This is a genomic window from Arachidicoccus rhizosphaerae, assembly GCF_900107765.1.
In the GTDB taxonomy this organism is placed as follows: domain Bacteria; phylum Bacteroidota; class Bacteroidia; order Chitinophagales; family Chitinophagaceae; genus Arachidicoccus; species Arachidicoccus rhizosphaerae.
Genome location: NZ_FNQY01000001.1, coordinates 292,615 through 314,956 on the forward strand (window position 1 = coordinate 292,615; position 22,342 = coordinate 314,956).

The window sequence follows — 22,342 nt, forward strand, 5'->3', positions numbered from 1 at the left end:
CGTCTCGGTTTACAGGGAAGGGAGCGCTTCCGGATTGTCTTTTTTACCCGCCGGTTTAAAATCATCCTGACTGACCGCGCTTATGCTTTGTGAGCTTACCGCGGTGCTGGATAAAAAGTCATGTAAGGTCTCAATATAGGCGCATCCCGGGGTCTGCTCCTGACTACGCATTTTAACGGCCAGGTTTTTAATGGCGGATTTTATGGCATCCTCCTGTTGTTGCGGGTTAATACTATTGTCGGCCTGCAGGGACTGAAACCAGGAACAGTGATGAATATCCATCAGAGACTGCTTGGCGGCCCGGATAATGGGCACATTTTTGCGCATCTGATACCAGTCTTTGAACTCCTCCAGGTATTCATCTATGATTTGGAGTGCCTTAGGGATTTCTGCCTGCCTGCTTTTAAGGGTGGCATCTCCCAGTTTGGATAGATCATCCACATTCACCACAATGGTATGAGGCCTGGTTTTAACCGACAGGTCAATATTGTGAGGAACCGACAGATCAATTAATATTTTTTTGCCTTCGGATTCCAGGTCGGTTTTAAATAAAATAGGCTGTGGCGCATTGGTGGCGACAATCACAATATCCGCCTGGGCGGCTGTTTGCTGCAGCTGCTCAAAAGGCCTTGTTTGCAGGCCCAGCTCATCAGCAATTACCTGCGCCTTTGCCTGGCTTCTGTTGATCAGGGTAATATCTTTAGCACCCAGATAATCAATCAGATTTTTACAGGTATTATGGCCGATTTTTCCGGTTCCGATTAAAACAAATTTCTTTTCGCTGATATCCGTACAGTGTAATCTTAAAAACTGGATGGCCGCAAAAGCGACAGATACCGTTCCGCCACTGAGTTCCGTCTGGTTCTTAATGGCTTTAGAGGTCTGGAAGGCCGTATTGGACAGTCTTTCCAAAAAGGCATTGATACAGTTATGTGCTTTTGCAAATTTAACGGCCTGTTTGATCTGGCCGACGATTTCATAATCCCCCAGAATCTGGGAATCCAGGCCACAGGATACATGAAAATAGTGTTCAATAGCGGCTGCACCGGTTTTATGGTAGGCCAGGGATTTAAACGTGTCGATATCCCCCTGGGTTTGTGAACAGAGCAGTTGGGTCAGCAGTTCTTCCGTGGGGGCGATCCCATAGATTTCGGTGCGGTTACAGGTAGATAAGACAAATAAACTGTTGATACCCAGCGCCTGTGCTTTCAATAATAGATTGGCGTACCCTTCGTTGCTTAAAGCAAACTGCCCTCTGATTGATGTATCTGTCTTTTTATAATTTATGCCAACTATATGAAACTGTTCGATTTCCATTGTCAATGGGGTACACTGTTTTATAAATGGTGGTTTCTGTGTATTAGCGGTCCTTACTGCTTTCGTTAGAGGCCTGAGAGAACAAATGATTACAAATTTTAATACCACAGAATTTCACAGGGCAAAGGTACTTAGAGGCAATCTCGAAAAAAAATGTATTTGGTCATGCAAGTGTCATATTTAAAATGACAACTTTTCTATTAGCCTTGATAATTAACTGTTTATAAGGGGTTTGCTCATTTATTGATTTTATTTATGTCAAACTTTTTTTATCGATGAGTTTACCTATCACCGGTGAATTGCAGCCTCTGTCACTTAAAAATCCATCCCGGCTCCGGGTTACCGCTCTATATTAATTAAGAAGACGGATGGTATTACCTAAGGAACCGTATGCACACACATTTTTCAATCGTTACAGCTAAGAGTCCGGGTGCAGGGTATTTTTATTCCTACGCAAAATAGCCGCAATGGAACAAAAGTCCTTTTCCAAATCATCAAAATGCTGCCGTAAGTCTTTCTTAAAACCAAACAAACGATCATAAACTAACGGTTTTTTCATGGACTTTCTGAAAATTTATGAGAAATTATAAAGTATAACATAATTTATAAGGCCTTAATTATTATTAAATTGTAAAGGAATTAAAAATTTTCTTTAAAAAAAGTACAATACTTATCTAAAAAAACAAAAAGGTTGTTCTACTTTTATCCTTTAAACGATGGTTTAAACCAAAGGTAGATGTCCAATAAAACCGTTTTAAACAAGAAGAACATCATAAAGAGTCTTTTTCTGACTGATGGCCTCTCATTTTCAGAAATCAGTGAGCAGATTGGCAAGAGCCATTCACTGACCATGAAACTGGTGGCCGAGTTGGTAGAGGACAGCGTCTTAGTGGAAAAGGGGTTGGCCCCATCCAGTGGTGGCCGCCGGCCACAGACGCATTCTTTAATACCGGACACTTTTTATCTGGTGGCGGTGGCGATGGATCAATTTGTCACAAGGATCGTGATCATGGATGCCAACCGTAAAATGGCGACTCCCGTAAAGCAAATTGAACTTCCCCTGGCAGATAATCTTCAGGCCTTAAACGTGCTGATTGATACAATTGAACAAACCATTGAAGAGGCGAAGGTGGATAAAGATAAAATCCTCGGCATAGGCATTGGCATGCCGGGTTTTATCAATGCGCAGAAAGGAACTAACTATACATTTATGGGGGCAAATATTGTCAGCCATATCAAGGAGAAAACCGGATACCCCACTTTTATTGAAAATGACTCATCTACCATTGCCCTTGCAGAAATTAAGTATGGTCAGGCGATGGAGGAAAAAAATGCCATGATCCTGAATCTGAGCTGGGGCATCGGTCTGGGTATGGTCCTGGAAGGAAAGATTTTCCGGGGTAATGACGGGTTTGCCGGAGAGTTTAGCCATATTCCCTTGTTTAAAAACGGAAAACTCTGCAGTTGCGGCAAAACAGGATGTCTGGAGACTGAGACCTCCCTGAACTATATGATCCGCAAGGCAAAAGCAGAAATCAGATCCGGCAGGGCTACTTATCTGACTAAGATTTCCTTGGATGAATCAGACCATGAATCCATTGCCAGGCATTTTATTGATGCTGCCGTACTGGGAGACACGCTGGTGGTGGAGATTATTTCGGCTGTTGCCTATAATATCGGCCGGGGCATCGCTATTTTGATGCACCTGCTGAATCCGGGCAAAATTATATTAAGCGGCCGGATGTCCGGCGCGGGACGCATCTGGCTGGCTCCCATCCAACAGGCGATTAATGAGTTCTGTATTCCAAGACTGGTTCAGAATACAAAAATAGAATTATCCTCCCTGGGATACGAGGCGGAGTTAATCGGGGCAGCCACACTGGTGATAGAAAATATAAAGCATTGTCCGATGACGCATATCATTAAAGAGCATGCGAATTAAGGCAGTGTATAAATAAATGCGGGTACATGATGGCCGCAAGTACAATGGGTTTATAAGAAATACGAATTAGCCAATTTTAAATTTTATTCAAAGCAAAAGAAGTGTTTATGAAAAAATCGACACAAGTTGTTCTTAGGGCAGTATGCTTTTTAATGGCAGGACTTGTTCTTTGGGGCAGCGCATTTGCCCAGGCCCAGGAAGTTTCCGGGGTGGTCAAATCCAGTGAAGGTACGCCACTAGCAGGGGTGACAGTCTCTGTAAAAGGAGGCCAGACGAAAGTGCTTTCCACAGATGATGGCGCTTTCCATATCAAGGCTGCCAACGAAGAGGTACTGGTCTTCTCCTATATTGGTTTTGCAGATGTAGAGCAAACCGTATCCGGAACGACCATGAATGTAACCATGACGCCCAATGAAGCCGCTTCGGCAGGGACGGATGTTGTGGTCACAGCCTTAGGCATTAAAAGAGAGAGTAAATCACTGGGATATGGTGTTCAGGAAATCAAGGGAGCTGAGCTGTCCGATCGCCATGAAGATAACGTCACCAATACGTTATCTGGTAAAGTGGCCGGTCTGCAGGTGATAAAATCCAGCAACGGCCCTGCAGGTTCCACCAAAATCGTATTAAGAGGGTATAACTCTCTGACAGGCGATAACCAACCCTTAATTGTCGTGGATGGTATTCCGATTGATAACTACGCAGGTGTTCCAAGAGGCGGTACCAATGACTACTGGAATCCGTCGCTGGATATGGGTAACGGGCTTTCTGATTTGAATGCCGACGACATTGCCAGCGTCAGCGTCCTGAAAGGGCCGGCAGCCGCCGCGCTGTACGGATCCAGAGCCGGAAACGGTGTCATTTTGATTACGACCAAGACCGGTCATAAACAAAATGGGCTTGGTATTACCGTGTCCTCAAATTTTGCGGTGGAGAATGTCTTTATGCAACCCGACATCCAAAGCAAATATGGTCAGGGTGATAACGGCACTTACGACAAGACATCGAGCGCCAGCTGGGGACCAGAGATTACCGGTCAGTCCTATGAAAAATGGGATGGCTCCACAGCTAATATGCAGGCTTATGACAATGTCAAGAATTTCTTTAATAACGGGTTTAACAACAGCACCAATGTTTCTTTTTCCCAGTTATATAATAAGACATCCATATACACTTCTTTTAACCGGCTGTATGATAAAAGCATGCTCCCTGGTTCCAAATACGAGCGTACCAACTTAACGACCAGAGCGGTCAGCAAGTTTGGTAAAGACGACCGCTGGACCCTGGACACCAAGGTTCAGTATAGTAAGTCCACGGCTAATAACCGTCCAAGCGGCGGTGACAACGCAGGCAATGCCTTTGCCGTTATGTATCAGTTGCCACGTACGCTGGATATCCGTGATTTTTCTGCGGCCAAAGACCAGTATGGTGATATGATCTGGTATGATCCGGCCTCATCTCAGCTGAACCCTTACTGGGGCGCAAAATATAATCTGAACAGTGATACCAGAGACCGTTTCTTACTGAACGGATCCTTGAAATATCAGTTTAATGACTGGTTGAATGCAGAGGTTAAAGGTGGCGCCGATATTTATAATACCGCCACTGAAGGAAAAACCTATGCAGGCGGTCCTTTAACCAATCAATACAGCCAGGGTAAAAACTCATTTACAGAGACCAACTACAGTTTTCTGGTCAACGCGCAAAAAGATAACATCTTCGGTAAGTTCGGCGGCCTGGTGAATGTAGGCGGCAATCTGATGGACAGAACCATTTCTGCGCTGAGTTCAGGATCCGGAGCGCTGGAAGTACCTGATTTGTTTGTGCTGAATAATGGCGTTAACAGCCCCAGCGTAAGCCAGTCTTACAGCCACCAGAAAATTAATTCCCTGTACGGAACGGTGCAGGTGAACTATGACGGTTATCTGTTCCTGGACGGGACCTTCAGAAATGACTGGTCTTCTACCTTAAGTAAGAACAACCGTTCTTATTTCTATCCTTCCCTTAGCCTGTCTTATGTATTCAGTGATATGATCCGTAAAACCGGCGGCAGTCTGCCTTCCTGGTTTACTTATGGTAAACTGCGTGCATCCGTTGCCGAAGTAGGTAACAGCCTGCAGCCTTATCAGCTGTACAACACCTATAGCATTGGCAAAGATCCGAACGGAAACACGACGGCCAGCACAGGTAGTACCTATTATAATGATAACGTCAGAAGTGAGCTGATCAAATCAACAGAAATCGGTACTGAACTGAAATTTTTGCAAAGCAGAATCGGTCTGGATGTCTCCTACTACAAAACCAATGCGACCAGACAATTACTGGCGATCCCTCAGGATCCGTTGAGCGGTTATTCCAGCAAAATGGTCAATGCCGGTAATATCCAAAATGAAGGTATTGAAGTCATTTTAAATACCAGCATTTTGAACAAGCCGGATGCCCTGAACTGGGATATGACGGTGAACTTCTCCAAAAACAACAACAAGATCATCTCTTTAACGGATGAGTCCAACACCTATGCGCTGGGCGGATATGATGCTTTATCCATTGTGGCCGAGACCGGTAAAAATTATGGAGAAATTTATGGTACTGCTTTTAAAAGAGTAGAGGATAAAAGCAGCAGTGATTACGGTAAACTATTATTATCAGGAACCGGACTTCCTCAGGCTACTTCTGATAAACGCGATCTGGGCAACCAGCAGGCAGATTACCTGTTAGGCATGACCAACCATTTTTCTTATAAAGGCATTAATCTGTCCTTTTTGATTGACGGCCGCTTTGGCGGAAAAATCTTCTCTGGTACTTATGCCGCGATGGAAGCCGCCGGTACGGCAGGCATTACTGCCAACAGAGGCAAAATGGTGGTAGACGGTGTCGTGGATGACGGCGCCGGCGGGTATACCGCTAATACGACTGAGATTACTACGGAGCAATACTGGAAAGCCGTACAGAGCGGTAACATTGGTATTGTAGAGGCTAATTTATATGATGCCACCAATATCCGGCTGCGTAATATTCAGGTAAGCTATAACCTGCCTCGTAAATGGCTGGGTACTTCCCCTATTCAAAGAGCCAGCGTAGGATTGTCCTGTAATAATGTATGGATGATTTCCAGTCATATGCATGGCATCGATCCGGAATCCGTGTATGCCACCGGTACCAATGCGGTAGGCTTTGAAAATGCAGCGCCTCCCACTACAAGGTCTATAATGTTTAATCTTAGCCTGAGTTTCTAAATCTCAAAAAAAGTCAGTGATGAATACGATAATAAAAAAATCATTTAAATATACTTGTTGGCTGGCAGCGGCCTCAATAGTAATGACATCATGTAAAAAATTCGATGAAGTCAATACCGATCCGACTGCCGCCAACGAAGATCAGGTCCAGGTAGAATATCTGATCAACAATGCCATCATAGGAGCACAGATGAACCCGGATATTGCAGAACGTTCTTTTGTATTATACTGGGAACCGGCCGGTCGTCAGGTATCTGATTTTGACGCAGGTGCAGTCAATGTGGCCAACTATGATGACGGCTGGACCTCCAACTATTGGAACGGGCAGGCCGGCTGGCAAACCAAAATCAATAAAGCCATTGATATTGCCAGAAGCCGTATTGCCTCCAAGGAGAATCTAAAGGAATATACGAATGATCTGCTGCAGGTCGCTAAAATCTGGCGCGTTTACCTGATGAGTGAATTAACGGATAATTTCGGGCCTATCCCTATTGACGGCTTTCAGGGAACCAATCCGCAGTATGCCAGCGTTAAAGACGTCTATTATTACATGCTGGATGAGTTAAAGGGCGCTACAGACAGCCTGGACGAATCCATCACGGTTCCGGACGCTGTGGCCAAAGAAGATCCGGCCTTTGGTTATGATTTCACCAAATGGAAAAAATACGGCAATTCCATGCGTTTAAGACTGGCGATGCGTCTGTCAGAAGTAGATCCATCCAAAGCGCAGGCTGAATTTGAGGATGCCGCTAAATCACTGGATGATCTATTGACAGACAATAGCGATAATTTTGCCGTACAGGAAGTGGACGGGTGGAGCGATTTAAGCGGCGTGATGAGCCGTTCATGGGACGTACAGCCGATGTCCGTTACGTTCAGAAACCTGGCCATTGGCCTTGGCGGAATTGGTTCCGGTCAGCAGGTATCTAAAGTGGCTTCCACGCATGTGAAGAAAAACGCCAATGATTTAGGCCTGCGTTATACGGATTTCTTCCCTTTAAAAAATAATGACCCGAATGCCGGTTACTGGCTGGACAGCCTTCCTACAACCATTGATCCAAGGGCTTATGTTATTTATTCCATTCCCGGCGATACGCTCAACAGCAACTATCCGGACCAGAACGGATCTTATGACGTGACTTCCGTCAGAAACCTCTATAAGAGCCAGGGCGGGGATCTGGTGAAGGTAAAATCTGTGAATGCCGCTTTTACCTTTAATGCCCGCATAGACGGAGACTGGGGTGAAAAAGATCAGTTGAACGAACTGGTGAATTATGGCGGTACGATGCCACGTCTGAATATGAATTTCAGAAACAGCAGCGGCAAAAGAGTATTCTTTGGCGCCTGGGAAACTTATTTTCTGTTAGCAGAAGCAGGCGTCCGGGGCTGGGATGTTCCGGTGGCAGCGAAAGCAGCCTATGAAGATGGTATCAAAGCCAGCTTTAATTTCTGGGGCATCGATGGTTATCTGACCGAGTACCTGAACTCCACGGCCTATAACAATGACGGAACTTCCGTTAGCTGGGATAATACGACCGAGCCTCCTACGGCCAGAACCATGACCTTTACAGACGGGCTGACAGGAACTGCCGGCACCGCGCAGATTAAATATGCTGAAAATGCTTTATATAAAGCCGGGAAAAAGAATGATCATTTAAGCAAGATTATTACCCAGAAGTTTCTGGCCCAGGTGCCTTGGGTGCCGCTGGAAAACTGGAGTGATCATCGCAGGTTAGGTTTGCCGTTCTTTGAAAACCCGACCGTAGAAAAGGCCATCAGCACGCTGCCGGCGCTGACAGACGGCACCTATTCTACTTCCAGCATACAGTTTTTGCCACAGCGCTTAAAATATCCTTCCGGTCTGGTCAACCAGAACCCGACAGGATACCAGCAAGCCGTAGGCCTTCTGGGAACATCCGGAGATGTTATGCTAAATCCGCTTTGGTGGGCACAGCAAAAATAATGGGCACAGTCTGCTAAGACTTGTAAAATCCCCCTTTTTGGAACGAGCGTTCTGAAAAGGGGGATTTTCTTTTTTCGTATTTTAAGGCGGGGAGCTATTTATATTTTACTTCTGCAACGAATCATTAGAGGAACACCTGTTATATGTGATAAGTGTTAGATTAGCAGGTGTTAATAAATTAAATAAATAAATTATGTTATTGTTTTTCCCCTGTTTTTCCCTCTTTTTTCCCGTGGAACATATTGTTTCTCAATATATGGGAATAAAAAGCAGCCACTGTAAGACGGGGAGGTTTAGAAGCGCCATGAAAAATAACGGGCGCGGTAAACAAGGGAGTAATAGCTCAAGGCAGGTTTCCTGTTAAGCTATTGATTTTTAATAGATTACTTATAGTATTTCTCTGGCAGAAGTCTGAATGTACCGGCTAAAATCATCCAGCATGGCCTGGCCGTACTCATTTAAAGAATCCCAGGTATGCGGATACAGTTTGTCGGCTCCTGACAGGACCTGCTGCTTTACCTGAAAAGAAACATCGGTCACCCCTGTGTTCTTTTTGACTTTGCCTTTTGGCTGGCCGGTTGTATAGCTTAAGCGGTCCAGTTTAATTTGTATCACCTGGTCTTTCCATTTTAAATGAAGGGTGCCCTGATAATACAAGGGAGCCTGCAAGTGCTGATCGTCAATTTTAAACCGGACGGTTACCACCAGTTGGTCATTGCCGCTTTTATCTTTTTTATCCTTTTCAAACCGGGCATCGGGATAGTTCTGGCTGATCCAGGCCTTGGCAATGGGATAAAAATCGTCTGCATACAGGGCCTGGGCGGTATCGTTTTGCATAAAAGTTACTTCTCCTGCTATGACAGGGAGTTCATAGGCGTTACCATGTATAAATTGTGCCCGGACGCCGGATCCTTTTACCCAGCCGAATAGTAAGACTACAAAAAATACAGATAAACGCTTCATCTATAAAACTTTTTAAACTTTTAATTGTCTGCCCATTAAAGGCGGTATACTAAAAACGACAAAGGGCCGGTTTTAGTATACCGGCCCTTGTAATTGAATATATTTAAAAGCGAACTGCTTTAAGTTAATACCCGTTATAGCCGCCGCCATAACCGCCATAGCCCCGGTTATAACGCTGGTTATATTCCCGCCTTTGCTCGGCCTGTTGATTATATTGTTCCTGGCGCTCTTTTTCCATTTCATCCTGTTTTTTCTTTTGCCGCGCCTCAAAAGCTTCCAGCCGCTGGAGCTCTTCCATGGATAAAATAGCCCCCAGGTGCATGTATTTGTCATTTTCCAGCATGCCGTAGCGCACTTCCTTATCCTCTTTAGACAGGGATTTGTCATCGGAGATCTTCATTCTTTTAAGTAAAAACTGCACCTGCATATCAGCGACCGTGTCCCGTTTTTCTCTGGGAATCTGTAAGGAATCGCCGAGTAGTTTGGTATAGCTGGCCTTAAAGGCCATCAACTGCGCTTCAGTCGGCTGACCGGATTTATCCTTTTTTCTTTTTTTATCATGTTTTTGTGCAAAACCAGCGGTGCACATGACCATCATTACTAGCGTAAGTAACGCCGTGAGCTTTTTCATGCCTGAAACCATTTAATTCCTTGTAAAAATAGAAAAAGCGGTGCAATCCTCAAAATTGATTGAGCACCGCACCGCTTCCCTGAATAATTATTGGAAACATATACCATTAAATCGGAGCTATTGTTTTGATCCTCAATATACTCCCCCGGCAATCACCTGCTTAACCTGCTAGGACTGTGATTCCGTTTGCTGATTATCGCCACCTGGACGACCGCCTTTTCTATCCCCTCTGTGTGCGCGGCGTTCCTGCATGTCTTTTTTGATGATTTCTTTTTGTTCATCGGTATAGACGGCATTTTGTGCTTCACGGTTCTTTTTAAAGAGGTCTCTGAACGCTTCTTTTTTCTGATCATCCGTCAGTGATGTATTGCCTTTAATGCCATCAGCCTGTTTGCGGAAGTCTTCATTAATGGCTTTTAACTTGGTCTGCTGATCATCCGTGAGGTTCAGCTTTTTAGCCAGTTCCTTATTGGGGCCCATCATCATCGGACCGCGGCCGCCGGGGCCTCTGCGTTCCATGCGGGGGCGGTTACCATGACTGGCCGTGTCAGTAGATTGCGCGTTGGAGGCCATGCCGAATAAAAACAGGCCACAGGCGAATAAGAGTATTTTTTTCATTGTTTTTTATTTTTAGTGAAATAATCTTTGAATAGCGTTTTTTTTATTGCTACCCCGAATTTACCATGATAAGATGAGAATAAATTCAAGGGGTTTAGCAGGCCGGAGGGCTTTTCGGTAGGATGGAAGTTTTAACAGGCGAGCTGGCCGTTTTTATGAAGATTTCACATAAAAAAACAGGGCGGCTGCCCTGTTTTTTCCTATAATCTGGTTTTTAATCTTGGAATCATCTGTTCTTTCCAGCTGGTAAAATCACCGGCCAGTATATGTTCTCTGGCCTGACCCACCAGCCATAAATAAAAAGCCAGGTTATGCAGGCTGGCCAGTTGGCCGGCCAGCAGTTCTTTGGCCACAAATAAGTGTCTTAAGTAAGCCTTTGAGTAATAATTACTTGTTTCACAGCTAAACCCATCATCAATCGCTGAAAAGTCGGCTTCCCATTTTTTATTTTTAATATTAATGACGCCGTTAGTGGTAAACAGCATCCCGTTGCGGCCGTTTCGGGTAGGCATTACGCAATCAAACATATCCACCCCCAGCGATATGCCTTCCAGGATATTCCAGGGGGTTCCCACCCCCATTAAATAGCGGGGCTTGTCCTCGGGTAAAATGCTGCAACAAAGATCCGTAAACCGGTACATCTCCTCCTCCGGCTCACCCACCGACAGGCCGCCGATGGCATTGCCGGCGGCGCCCTTGCTCGCAATATATTCTGCAGACGCCGTTCTCAGATCTTTATACGTACTGCCCTGAACAATGGGGAAGAGGTTCTGCGTATAGCCGTATTTATCAGGCGTCTCAGCGAGCCTTGTTATACAGCGGTCCAGCCAGCGGTGCGTAAGCTCCATGCTTTTAAGGGCATAGGAATATTCACAACCGGCCGGCGGGCATTCATCAAAAGCCATGATGATGTCGGCGCCGATGCTGCGCTGGATATCCATGACTTTTTCCGGAGAGAATAAATGCCGGCTGCCGTCAATATGAGATTGAAACAGAACGCCTTCTTCTTTGATTTTACGGGTGCCTGCCAGAGAAAACACCTGATAACCACCGCTGTCCGTTAAGATGGGGTGATGCCAGCCGTTAAACTGATGTAGCCCGCCTGCCTTTTCCAGGATATTCGTGCCGGGTCTGAGATACAGGTGATAGGTGTTGCCCAGGATAATCTGTGCTTTTACGATATGTTCCAGCTGCTGCTGATTGACTGCTTTTACGCTGCCTACCGTGCCGACCGGCATAAATATAGGTGTCAGGATCTGACCGTGGTCCGTGGTAATGACTCCCGCCCTGGCTGCAGAGGCGCTGTCTTTTTTTGCTAGCTTGTATTGGAGTGTTGCCATGGCGCGAAGATAAACCTAGAATTTAGTTTTTGGCCAACTTTAAGGCTTTGTTGCGAAGCTGGGAAGCCTGGGTTTAAAAAAGTAAATCTGGGCCATATTTTTATAAGTTATCGTAATTTTAAAAAATGGAAAATATCTCTTTGATAATCATTTTACTTTTTGTGATTGCCTTTTTGTGGCTGTTAAGCAAAAGGTTCAGTTTCCCGTTTCCGATTGTGCTGGTGCTGTTCGGGACTTTGATTTCCCTGATTCCCGGACTGCCGACCCTTACCTTGTCTCCGGACATCATTTTTTTACTCTTCCTGCCTCCGCTGTTATATGGCGCCGCCTGGAATACCAGCTGGCATGATTTTCGGGCGGCCATCCGCCCTATCAGCCTGGCGGCCATAGGACTTGTGCTCTTTACCACGGTGGCGGTAGCCGTCGTGGCCCACTACCTGATTCCGTCCTTTGGCTGGCCGGTGGCATTTTTGCTGGGGGCCATTATCTCTCCGCCCGATGTGATATCCGCCACGGCAGTTACAAAAGGGCTGGGGCTGCACCCGGGGCTGCTGACCATCCTTGAAGGAGAGAGCCTGATAAATGATGCCAGTGCTTTAATCGCCTACAGGTATGCGCTGGCAGCTATAATGACAACCGGATTTGTGTGGTGGGAAGCAGGGCTTAATTTTTTATATGTAGCGGCCGTAGGCATCGCCGTTGGGCTGGCCGTGGCTTTTATTATGCGCATTATCCATGAAAGGTTCAGCTGCGACCCCGTGGTGGATGTGACCCTTACTTTTCTCACGCCCTATAGCTCTTATTTGATCGCTGAACATTTTCAGGCCTCGGGGGTACTGGCCGTTGTCACGACGGGGCTTTATTTATCTTTCAGGTCAGCCAAGCTGTTTTCTCATCAGGGGCGCATCATGACAGAAGCCATCTGGGAAGTAGCCATGTTTATACTCAACGGGCTTATTTTTATTCTGATTGGCCTGCAGTTAAGGAACGTCTCCCAGGGGCTCGGACAGTATTCCAAGGGCAGTTTAATCCTCTATGGGCTCACCATCAGTGTGTTGGTTATCCTGATTCGTTTTGTCTGGATCCTGCCTTCCTTAATCTGGCCGGACAGGGTCGGGCGCAGCATATACGGAGACCGGGGCTATGAGAGAAAGAACCTGATGGTGTTTGGCTGGTCCGGCATGCGGGGTATTGTATCGATGGCGGCAGCGATGGCGCTGCCTTTAAGTTTTGCCGGGAGCCATATTTTCCCGCACCGCAACTTACTGATCTTTTTAACCTTCTGCGTTATATTAACCACGCTGGTGCTGCTGGGCCTTACCTTGCCCTGGCTGATCAAAGTGATGAAGCTGGAGCCCTATTCCGTCGTGGCCCAGGAATATGAGGTCCGGACAAAAATCGTATCTGAGGCCATCGGTAAAATAGAAGAACAGTATTCACTGTTGCCCGATGAGCTCCTAAATAATATCAAGAGTAAATACGAAGTAAAATATAACCGGCTGCAAAAAACAGCCTTGCCATCCAACTATTTTGGCCAGGGGAAAACGCTGACCAGTCAGGTTTTTAATCAATATACGCAGGTCCAGCTGGAGCTGCTGGAAGTAGAGCGAAACTCTGTGCAGCAGATGCATCTGAAAGGGTCAGCCAGCGAATCTATTTTAAAGAAAATAGAAAGAGAGCTGGACGTAGAGGAAACCAGACTTAGAATGGAAATGTATGAGTCTTAAATTGAAACAAGCCCGGCCACCGGGATTTATTTAAAATCTATGTAATGAAAAAAAACGTTGGGACAAGATCCGTCTCTTACCCATACAGAAGATTTATTTTATTATTCAGCCTGCCGGTTCTTTTTATATCAGGCAGCCGGGGGGCGTGGGCCCAGCCTGCCAGCGATACGCTCCTTGCTAAGGGGAAGACGTATTTTGCAGCAGCCTCGTTTGATACAGCCTTTGTTGTTTTCAGTCAGCTACTGGAGGATACTGCCGGGGTAAACCCGGACCTGTATTACTACGGCATCACCAGTGCCGTCCAGACCGCCCATATGGACCAGGCGTTCATCTGGCTGGGAGATTATATTCAGGCCGTCCAGGCCCCGCAGGTAAGTTTCTACCAGCTCCAATATAACCTGGAAGCCATGTATACAGATCCAAGATGGCCGGCGTATTTGCTGCAAATGCGTCAGAAGTTAAGTGGGTATGATCAGGATAAAGGCTATGACCTGGCGCTTAAAGACAGCCTGGACGAAATCTTTTATCTGGATCAAAGGGACAGAATATTAATTGCGCCCTATGAGAAAAAGTATGGCGACACGTCTACTCAGATGCAGCAGGTGTGGGAGCGGATAGGCCGGCAGGACAGTATTAATTTAGCCTTGTTGCAACATCTGTGGAACCGCCACGGGTGGCTGTCTAAATCCCGGGTGGGAAGCGCGGCCGTAACACAGTGGGTTGTTATCCAGCACGCAGACCTTGCCGTTCAGAAAAAATATTTACCCCTGCTTAAGCAGGCCGCAGCTAAAGGAGATATAAAAAAAAGCAGCCTTGCCCTCACCATAGACCGCATCTTGTCAGAGGAGGGGAAAGAGCAATTATACGGCTCTCAGCTGAGCCGCATCAAGTGGCAGGGCAGCTATCGGTATGTGATAGATCCTATAGCAGACCCCGAACATCTGGACCAGCGGCGAAAAGAAATGGGCATGAAACCCATGGCAGACTATGCCAGGGATTTTGATATTGACTGGTCATTGAAAAATTATAAGGCAGACCTTGAAAAATTAAAACGAAGCAGCCGACCTTAAGGAGAAAAACAGTCATACCAAGAGCGGGCCAAGAGCGGGCATATAAAAGAATCCTCTTTTGTATGCCCGCTCTTGGTATGATTTGATCACCGGGTCACCGCATAAAGCCGCCTTCATCCATTACTGGACGCCGTCAGTCTCTGCTTCCTTATGGATTTTACTGATGAGACCCTGTAAAACTTTACCCGGGCCACACTCTGTAAACCGGGTGGCACCATCAAGGACCATCTGTTGAACGGACTGCGTCCATTTAACGGCGCCTGTCAGCTGGGCAATTAAATTAGATTTGATGGCAGCCGGATCGGTGACGGCTGCGGCCGTAACATTTTGATATACAGGGGCGGAAGGTCGGTGGAAGCTGGTGGCCTGGATGGCTGCGGCCAGTTCCTCTCTGGCAGGCTCCATCAGCGGTGAATGAAAGGCACCACCCACGGGCAGCACCAAAGCTCTTTTTGCGCCGGCTTCTTTGAGCGCCGCGCAGGCCAGGTCAATGCCTTTTAAGGATCCGCTGATGACCAGCTGACCGGGGCAGTTATAGTTGGCGGGAACCACGATTTCTCCCGAAGTGGCTTCTATTTCTTTGCAGATGGCTTCTACTGTCTCATCCGGCAGTGCCAGGATGGCGGCCATGGTGGAAGGATTGATCTCGCAGGCTTTCTGCATGGCCTGGGCCCGGATGCTGACCAGCTTCAGTCCGTCCTCAAAACTGAGAACGCCGTTAGCCACTAAGGCGGAGAACTCACCCAGGGAGTGTCCGGCCACCATATCCGGCCTAGGGCTTTCCAGGGTTTTATACGCGATCACAGAATGTAAAAACACGGCCGGCTGGGTGACTTTGGTCTCTTTGAGTTCGTCGGCGCTTCCGCTGAACATGATATCCGTAATCCTGAATCCGAGGATGCCGTTGGCCTGTTCATAGTAGCCTCTGGCCTTATCATTTTGTTCATAAAGAGATTTTCCCATTCCGCTGAACTGGGCACCCTGGCCCGGAAATACAAATGCGTGCTTCATTCGTGTTTAATTTAATGCGTTAATATGTAAACCGGCAAGGCTAAACGTGTTGACCCTAGCTTTACCGGGATTTAATAATAAGATTCAGGCCGTACTAATGCAGATTGGCGGAGATCAGTTTCATGAATTCACTTCTGGTTCTGTCATTTTCGAACTCTCCGTCAAAAGAAGAGGTGGTGGTATAAGAGTTTTGTTTAGCCACACCGCGCATCATCATACACAGATGTTTGGCTTCAATGACTACGGCCACACCAAGCGGGTTCAGGGCCTCCTTAATGGCTTCCAGGATCTGAACGGTCAGTCTCTCCTGCACCTGTAACCGGTGAGAGAAGACATCTACGACCCTTGCCACCTTGCTCAGTCCGGTGATCCAGCCGTTGGGGATATAGGCTACATGTGCCTTGCCGATAAAGGGCAGCAGGTGGTGTTCACAAAGGCTATAGAGTTCAATATCTTTTACAATGACCATTTCACTGATGGGTTCGTGAAACTTGGCAGAGTTTAAAATTTCAACGGCGTCCATCTGGTAACCCTGCGTCAGATACTGCATGGCTTTGGCCAGACGATCCGGGGTTTTTAAAAGACCTTCCCTGTCCGGATTTTCTCCCAGCAGACTCAAAGCAGATCTGTAATGCCCGGCCAGTTCGTCGGTAATCTCCTGATCGTATGATTCTTGTTTTATATATGCCATATGGTTCTTGTTAGCGTAAAAATAAGAGTACAAATATAGGTTAGGATGCCGGGAACTCCACAAAATTGCGCTCTGTTTCATAGAGGCGCACCTGGAGATCGAGGGCCAGATCTATTTTTGGACGCAGCAGCCGGTAAATCACAATAGCGATGTTTTCCGCCGTGGGGATCAGGGTTTTAAACTCCTGGGTATCCAGATTTAGGTTCTTATGGTCGAAACGAAGGATCACTTCCTGCTGGATAACATCATTTAACCATTTAAGGTCTACGACAAAGCCGGTCACGGGATCTACCGGGCCGGTAACCCTTACAATCAGTTCATAATTATGTCCGTGAAAATGCGGGTTATTGCATTTACCAAAAACCTGATTATTTTTTGGCTCATCCCAGGCAGCCACATGCAGCCGGTGGGCAGCATTAAAATGAGCTTTTCTGTAAACGGCCACTTTTTCGAGTCCCATACTGAAATTACTTATTGATTAATAAAGCGTTACTGCTAATTCTCTCCAAAATATTCCACATAAATACGAGGGGTCTCGTATAGTTTGATCCGGTGAAGTTGTACATTTTCAGGGAGATGGGGTACGATCTGTTCCCAGATGGCAATGGCCAGGTTCTCTGTTGTACACATTTTGCCCTGCAGAAAAGGGACTTCGATATTTAAGTTCTTATGGTCCAAAAATTCAATCACCTTTTCGTTGACGATACGGCTCAGTGCCTTTACGTCCATTAAAAAACCGGTATCCGGATCTGGGTTACCTTTTACGGTAACAAAGAGCTCAAAATTATGCCCGTGCCAGTTTTCGTTGGCACAGAGGCCGAAAACGGCCTCGTTATGTTCTTTTGTCCAATCAGGGTTATAGAGTTTATGCGCTGCATTAAAATGTTCCAGGCGCGTCAGATACACCATCTCTAAAAATTTTGACAAAGATAATCGGATTTTTTGGGTAAACAAGGGGTAGCCCCGGGTATAAGGGCTGCCTTCAGGTCTATTTTACACCGGTATAATCAGCGTCAAATGCTGCATAGAACGCCAAAAGGCCGTAATAAAAGAGGGAGTAACGAAGGATTTTGTACATTTAGGGCGGGTAAATAAGGATTTCTATCACTTTATAAATTTCAATCCTATATGGCTTTAATAATTCGCAAAGCAAACAAAGAAGACTGTCGTGAAATGATGGAGCTGATCCGTGAGCTGGCGCTTTTTGAAAAAGCGCCGGAAGAAGTGACTGTCGATCTGCAGCATTTTGAGCAAAGCGGCTTCGGCGCGCAGCCGGTCTGGTGGGCTTTGGTGGTGGAGGACACTGAAAAAAACAAACTAGTCGGTCTGGCGCTTTATTATATCCGGTATTCCACCTGGAAGGGACAAAGGCTCTATCTGGAAGACTTAATCGTCAGTGAAGCATACAGAGGTCAGGGTCTTGGAAAAGGTTTGTTTGATGCATTACTGGAGATTGCAAGGGCTGAAAATTTCAGGGGAATGGTATGGCAGGCCTTGGACTGGAATACGCCTGCCCTCGATTTCTATAAGAAGTATGGTGCCCAGCTAGATAATGAATGGGTGAATTGTTCCCTTGATTTTTAAGTAGACTGGGTGAACAAGCTATCTAAATGTCAAAGTTTGGTAGGCCGAAAGATCATAAATGATATTGGGGATTATAGTCTCAGGAGATTTTTCAACCTTAGAATTTGTCCAGGAGAAACAATTTAATAAATATGGATATTGTTATAGAATGATATGAAGCCATAACCTGGGCGGCCGCAATCGAAATATGAATGTTTCAAGGTTCGTTTGAATTCATAGATTTAAAACCGTTGCCAAAAAGTATTACTTTCCTGTAGCCACTTTATAAACATACAAACATATGGCAGAAGTGGATTCCCAATGGTTACAATATATCTAATTGAAATTATTTTTGTCTTCGAATATTTTTAAATATCAATTTCCATTGACTTAATGTGCTTGTTTTTGTTGAATCAATATGCTTTTTCAAGAAAAAATTTATTATAAAGTTGCTGGAGTATTGCTAAAATATATATACAGTTTAATACCTGCAATAAACTTAAAAATGCATTGACATATTTACTTAGGATTTAACAATTGTCAATTTATAAATAAATTACTCGCTAATCATTTAGAAGCTGAAAATCAATTTTACACATATTAATTTAGACAGGCAATGACTACCTGAATCCTAATACATGATACAATCCGTATTTATGTATCATCCAAACTGAAATAGCAAACATAAAAAAACTCCCAATTAAATAAAATAACACCCAAATAGTGCCTAATCGAGAACTCTCCTTAGTTTCGTTGTGAAACTCAATTAAATACCTTTGAAGCTTTTCTCTAGTACATAGAATATAATAATATAATATACAGGACACTAAAAACATTAAAATAATAAATATTAAATATTTTGGTAGATATATCATTGGAGCATCAACATTAATCAGGAGGATGTTGTACATCGCAAAAAACTGAATTAAATGAACAGTAACCATGGTAAATACCACATTCCCAATAGGGGTGTTACTACCTCTCCTTTTAATTAACGCCCAGGAATAAAGTTTAAAAAGTATATATCTATAGCATTTCATAATTTAAATTATTTTAAATCACCTCCAGCCAGCAGCTTCGCCGATAAAGAAAACGGTAGCAATATCCCATCCAACCCGAGCTCCCCATCAACTGCTGCTGACACAATAATATCAGCGGTTGCACTTGCGACAATTCTTCCTGGGCTTGGAAGAGTGCCAGGCGGCCACTTAAAACTAATTATATAATCATTTTATTTTATCGCTCATGTCCGGATCGGTTATGAAGTTAACCAGTTGAGCTGGCATGAAAGAAAAATCAGACAACCCGTTTTCCATGAGGAGTATCAAATCATGGTACTACACCAAATAACTCACAGAAATTATTTTTTCAAACTTAAGTTTATAGCTGAATTGCAATAAAATAAAAAAGCTCAATTCAAAATGCCTAAATATCGGCGCTATGGTCGCTTAAATTATTACCGAAATTTTGATAATAGTAAGAAAAGAAATATAAAGTAGAATTTAGGAATTTATGGGAATGTGAAACTAATATAGATTTCTATTGTCTGGTTATTGAGGAGATATAATTCCTATAGCGAAATATTACTTATATCCAAATCCACGAGCCCTGATGAAGTATACATTATGTTTTAAACTTAGTATTATACATTAACCATATTGATAATGCCACTAATATAAAACTTCCAAAGATATATAATAAAACGAACAATGAACCTAGTTTAGATTGTCTTTTATTTTCTTTTTGAAATATTTCAAGATATGATTTACATTTTTTTTGTGTACACAGCGTTAAATGGAAAACAATGTCGGCTGCAATAAAGATAATAATATATAAGATTAAATCGGTTCTGTTATAAATTATTGGGACATCAAAATAGGCTAGAATAAAGTTATAAATAGCAAATAATTGAATCATGTGAACAGTAACCATTGTTGTGACTACGGAAGTGATTGGCGTATTGCTGCCACGGTTTTTATTCAAAGCCCATTTATATAGTTTGTATAATATGTATTTGTAATATTTCATTTAAATTTCCTTGTTAATTTTTATAAATTACCACCAATCTGCTGCTTCCCCTAAAAAGTAAATAGTTGAAATTCCAAATCCGGTTGGACCTCCAAATGTCCCAATGGCTGCAAAGGCAATATCAGCTCCAGCTCCGTCCGGAACCTTTAACTTATTTAGGTCCTTATTAATGAATACCGTTGCTACTTGTGCAACAGTAATGACAGCCTGGGCTCCGAAGAGCCTATTTCCTTCTCTTTCACCGCTTATGAATAAATTCGCCACAAAATCAAGAAAATTTTATTTTTTCCCCCTAGCTTAAAAACTTACCGGAGTATGGTTATCTAATCTGGCTTTTAAATCTTTATATTCTCTATTATCCCCTATTCTCTTTGAAATCATTTGGAATAATAATAAAGGGCCAATAATTAACCCTGGAACTAAACTCATTGACTTCTGCATTATTGCTAGTATCAATACTACTGCATAAGATATTAATAAAATAATAATTAAGAGTTTTGCTAGATTTGAAGAATAAAAACTCTTTATGATAAAGATTTCTTTTTTTGTTTTTACTTTGGCATTATAATTAGCTACTGCCTTTAATATTTCCTCTTTTATGGCATTAATATTATCCATTTCTACCTCTTTATCTAATAGGTAGAAAGACACTCTTACGTGGCGTTTCTGATTTAAGTTAAAGAATACTTCCCAAAATTTATTTGGCACGTTTTTGTATCCGAAACTTTCTAAATTATCAAATACTACTTTTTTGTCCTTATTTTGCTTTCCTATTAGCCATTTTTTCTTTTTCTCTATTGTGATAATTTGAATCTCCTCTTCATCAATACAAAATAAAACTTTTAATGAATACCATGAATATACTTTATTTAAAATTATAAAAGGAGAAAGCCAAATGAAGACTAAACATATTTCAAGGACTTCGTTTGGGAACTTTATTATACTAAGTTCGAATATTATAAATATTATCAATGTATAAATTAAACCATGGAAAAACATTCTGTATCTAAATAGAATTGAAAGATTATATTTAATCATAATTTAATCAAAAGAAATTGAAGTATATCAATGCTAAAGAGGCGCACTCAGATAATTTTGACTAATTTCAAATTCGGTGTTAAATCAATGCACCTGTCTACGTTTTCGGCACTACTAAGCTACTTTGTCCTTATTATGTTGCAGGCTAGGGTGAGATTTCTGCCGTCACCTGTATAATCAAGAGGTTGAAAGAATGATTAACGATAAAGAACCTTATTGTAGTAAATATTTTCGGGGACATTTTAAATTATATTAACAGCCTGAAGGTACAAAAACAAATAAATGAATAGAGGAAGGAATACTAATATGGATAATGAGATGAAAGAGCATCTGTTTCTTTGCTTGTCAGAATACGTACCATAAAACATTTCCAATGCTTTTAAATGTTTGTCTTTATTGAAAAAATATCTTTTTACAATAAAAAAAATGCAAATACAAAAACTGAGAAAAGATATTAAAAAAGTATTTTCGTTGTCAAAAAGCATTAAATTTTTGTATTTGGATAATATTAATTTGGTAAAAACTAAGGCTGTAATTGCCAGCGATAGGGCAATGACGCAGCAGGTCTCAAACCAAGGTATAACAGATCTACCTTTTTGCTTCATTTTGTTATAATGCGCATAAATACTGACACAAAACAAGTCTAATATTTTCATTTCAAAATTAATTTATTAGACGTAACTGAACCAAAAGCCAACTTTAAAACCATGATCAATAATAGCTTATAGGCTACTGTTTCTTTATAATTTTTAGATTAAGATATCCTTCTTTTTGAAGTAGGTGCAAAAAGTAAATGCCAGCCGGATATCGAGAAAGGTCAACTTTTAGTTGGTTACCGGATTGTTTATTCTGGAGGATAAGATGCCCAGCAGCATCGAATATTTGTACAGTAGCATTGACAACCGGAGATACAAGGCTTATGGTAACTTTTCCAGTTGTAGGGTTCGGGTAAAGAGCGTTAACCTGAATAATCTTGAAGGTATTTTTGGCCTTTATTGATGAGCTGTCGTTATTGATTATTCCGGCAGTTTCGGAAGGGGAGTTATTGGCGACGTATTTTCGGTCAATTCTATTGCCTGTTGCGTCATAGGTGTATACTATACCTACGCTCCCTGATGGTATAGTTTGTGCGCTTACCCTTGAAACAAGTAGTATAGAAAAGATTAAAGAGAAATAGTAAATAAACTTAATGCGTTTCATGATGTTT

Annotated in this window: 19 protein-coding genes; 6 read left to right on the top strand and 13 right to left on the bottom strand. The window is 43.4% G+C overall.

The features are described 5' to 3' along the window. Positions 1 to 9: 9 nt before the first annotated feature. Together hemA and BLU80_RS19470 are read right to left on the bottom strand one after the other, a co-directional pair. Complete coding sequence (hemA, locus tag BLU80_RS01105) at positions 10 to 1,317, bottom strand: glutamyl-tRNA reductase (protein ID WP_091392289.1); 1,308 nt, start codon at positions 1,315 to 1,317, stop codon at positions 10 to 12. 418 nt (positions 1,318 to 1,735) lie between these two features. Next, on the bottom strand, positions 1,736 to 1,876 hold the full coding sequence (locus tag BLU80_RS19470; RefSeq protein WP_170831097.1) for a hypothetical protein: 141 nt from the start codon (positions 1,874 to 1,876) through the stop codon (positions 1,736 to 1,738). Between the two features lie 177 nt (positions 1,877 to 2,053). Between BLU80_RS19470 and BLU80_RS01110 the strand changes: the two genes are divergently transcribed. The 3 genes from BLU80_RS01110 to BLU80_RS01120 all read left to right on the top strand — a co-directional run bounded on the left by BLU80_RS01110 (position 2,054) and on the right by BLU80_RS01120 (position 8,455). Next, a complete protein-coding gene (locus BLU80_RS01110; RefSeq protein ID WP_091392291.1) occupies positions 2,054 to 3,259 on the top strand; it encodes an ROK family protein in 1,206 nt (401 codons plus the stop codon). Between the two features lie 107 nt (positions 3,260 to 3,366). Then, positions 3,367 to 6,492, top strand: a complete 3,126-nt coding sequence (locus tag BLU80_RS01115) for a SusC/RagA family TonB-linked outer membrane protein (RefSeq protein ID WP_244518642.1) — start codon at positions 3,367 to 3,369, stop codon at positions 6,490 to 6,492. A gap of 19 nt (positions 6,493 to 6,511) precedes the next feature. Next, positions 6,512 to 8,455 (top strand): SusD/RagB family nutrient-binding outer membrane lipoprotein, encoded by a 1,944-nt coding sequence (locus BLU80_RS01120; RefSeq protein ID WP_091392293.1) that lies wholly within the window; start codon positions 6,512 to 6,514, stop codon positions 8,453 to 8,455. A gap of 387 nt (positions 8,456 to 8,842) precedes the next feature. Here BLU80_RS01120 and BLU80_RS01125 read toward each other — a convergent pair whose 3' ends face one another. The 4 genes from BLU80_RS01125 to tgt all read right to left on the bottom strand — a co-directional run bounded on the left by BLU80_RS01125 (position 8,843) and on the right by tgt (position 12,007). Continuing rightward, a complete protein-coding gene (locus tag BLU80_RS01125) occupies positions 8,843 to 9,418 on the bottom strand; it encodes a hypothetical protein (protein ID WP_091392295.1) in 576 nt (191 codons plus the stop codon). A 124-nt stretch (positions 9,419 to 9,542) separates the two neighbouring features. After that, positions 9,543 to 10,049 (bottom strand): hypothetical protein, encoded by a 507-nt coding sequence (locus BLU80_RS01130; protein WP_091392297.1) that lies wholly within the window; start codon positions 10,047 to 10,049, stop codon positions 9,543 to 9,545. Between the two features lie 168 nt (positions 10,050 to 10,217). Further along, positions 10,218 to 10,667, bottom strand: a complete 450-nt coding sequence (locus tag BLU80_RS01135; RefSeq protein ID WP_091392299.1) for a Spy/CpxP family protein refolding chaperone — start codon at positions 10,665 to 10,667, stop codon at positions 10,218 to 10,220. 200 nt (positions 10,668 to 10,867) lie between these two features. Then, a complete protein-coding gene (tgt, locus tag BLU80_RS01140; RefSeq protein WP_091392301.1) occupies positions 10,868 to 12,007 on the bottom strand; it encodes a tRNA guanosine(34) transglycosylase Tgt in 1,140 nt (379 codons plus the stop codon). 125 nt (positions 12,008 to 12,132) lie between these two features. On the opposite strand from tgt, the gene BLU80_RS01145 reads away from it, so the two are divergent. Further along, positions 12,133 to 13,734, top strand: coding sequence for a Na+/H+ antiporter (locus tag BLU80_RS01145; RefSeq protein ID WP_091392304.1), 1,602 nt, complete (start codon positions 12,133 to 12,135; stop codon positions 13,732 to 13,734). A 44-nt stretch (positions 13,735 to 13,778) separates the two neighbouring features. Beyond that, positions 13,779 to 14,804, top strand: coding sequence for a DUF6624 domain-containing protein (locus BLU80_RS01150; protein ID WP_091392306.1), 1,026 nt, complete (start codon positions 13,779 to 13,781; stop codon positions 14,802 to 14,804). Positions 14,805 to 14,924: 120 nt separating this feature from the next. Here BLU80_RS01150 and fabD read toward each other — a convergent pair whose 3' ends face one another. The 4 genes from fabD to BLU80_RS01170 all read right to left on the bottom strand — a co-directional run bounded on the left by fabD (position 14,925) and on the right by BLU80_RS01170 (position 17,433). After that, positions 14,925 to 15,815: an ACP S-malonyltransferase gene (gene fabD, locus BLU80_RS01155; protein WP_091392309.1), complete on the bottom strand. Its 891-nt coding sequence runs from the start codon at positions 15,813 to 15,815 to the stop codon at positions 14,925 to 14,927. 94 nt (positions 15,816 to 15,909) lie between these two features. Next, positions 15,910 to 16,506 carry a GTP cyclohydrolase I FolE gene (gene folE, locus BLU80_RS01160; protein ID WP_091392310.1) on the bottom strand — a complete coding sequence of 199 codons (597 nt, stop codon included), beginning with the start codon at positions 16,504 to 16,506 and terminating at the stop codon, positions 15,910 to 15,912. Positions 16,507 to 16,546: 40 nt separating this feature from the next. Next, the gene (locus tag BLU80_RS01165) at positions 16,547 to 16,966 is read right to left on the bottom strand and encodes a 6-pyruvoyl trahydropterin synthase family protein (RefSeq protein ID WP_091392312.1); all 420 of its coding nucleotides are present in this window, start codon (positions 16,964 to 16,966) and stop codon (positions 16,547 to 16,549) included. Between the two features lie 35 nt (positions 16,967 to 17,001). Then, positions 17,002 to 17,433, bottom strand: a complete 432-nt coding sequence (locus BLU80_RS01170; protein ID WP_244518644.1) for a 6-pyruvoyl trahydropterin synthase family protein — start codon at positions 17,431 to 17,433, stop codon at positions 17,002 to 17,004. Positions 17,434 to 17,634: 201 nt separating this feature from the next. Between BLU80_RS01170 and BLU80_RS01175 the strand changes: the two genes are divergently transcribed. Next, positions 17,635 to 18,090, top strand: coding sequence for a GNAT family N-acetyltransferase (locus tag BLU80_RS01175; protein WP_091392316.1), 456 nt, complete (start codon positions 17,635 to 17,637; stop codon positions 18,088 to 18,090). Between the two features lie 2,034 nt (positions 18,091 to 20,124). Here BLU80_RS01175 and BLU80_RS01190 read toward each other — a convergent pair. The 3 genes from BLU80_RS01190 to BLU80_RS01205 all read right to left on the bottom strand — a co-directional run bounded on the left by BLU80_RS01190 (position 20,125) and on the right by BLU80_RS01205 (position 22,335). Then, positions 20,125 to 20,361, bottom strand: a complete 237-nt coding sequence (locus tag BLU80_RS01190; RefSeq protein WP_091392321.1) for a hypothetical protein — start codon at positions 20,359 to 20,361, stop codon at positions 20,125 to 20,127. A 33-nt stretch (positions 20,362 to 20,394) separates the two neighbouring features. Continuing rightward, on the bottom strand, positions 20,395 to 21,135 hold the full coding sequence (locus BLU80_RS01195) for a hypothetical protein (protein ID WP_091392323.1): 741 nt from the start codon (positions 21,133 to 21,135) through the stop codon (positions 20,395 to 20,397). 729 nt (positions 21,136 to 21,864) lie between these two features. Further along, complete coding sequence (locus BLU80_RS01205) at positions 21,865 to 22,335, bottom strand: T9SS type A sorting domain-containing protein (protein WP_091392327.1); 471 nt, start codon at positions 22,333 to 22,335, stop codon at positions 21,865 to 21,867. Between the last annotated feature and the right edge of the window lie 7 nt (positions 22,336 to 22,342).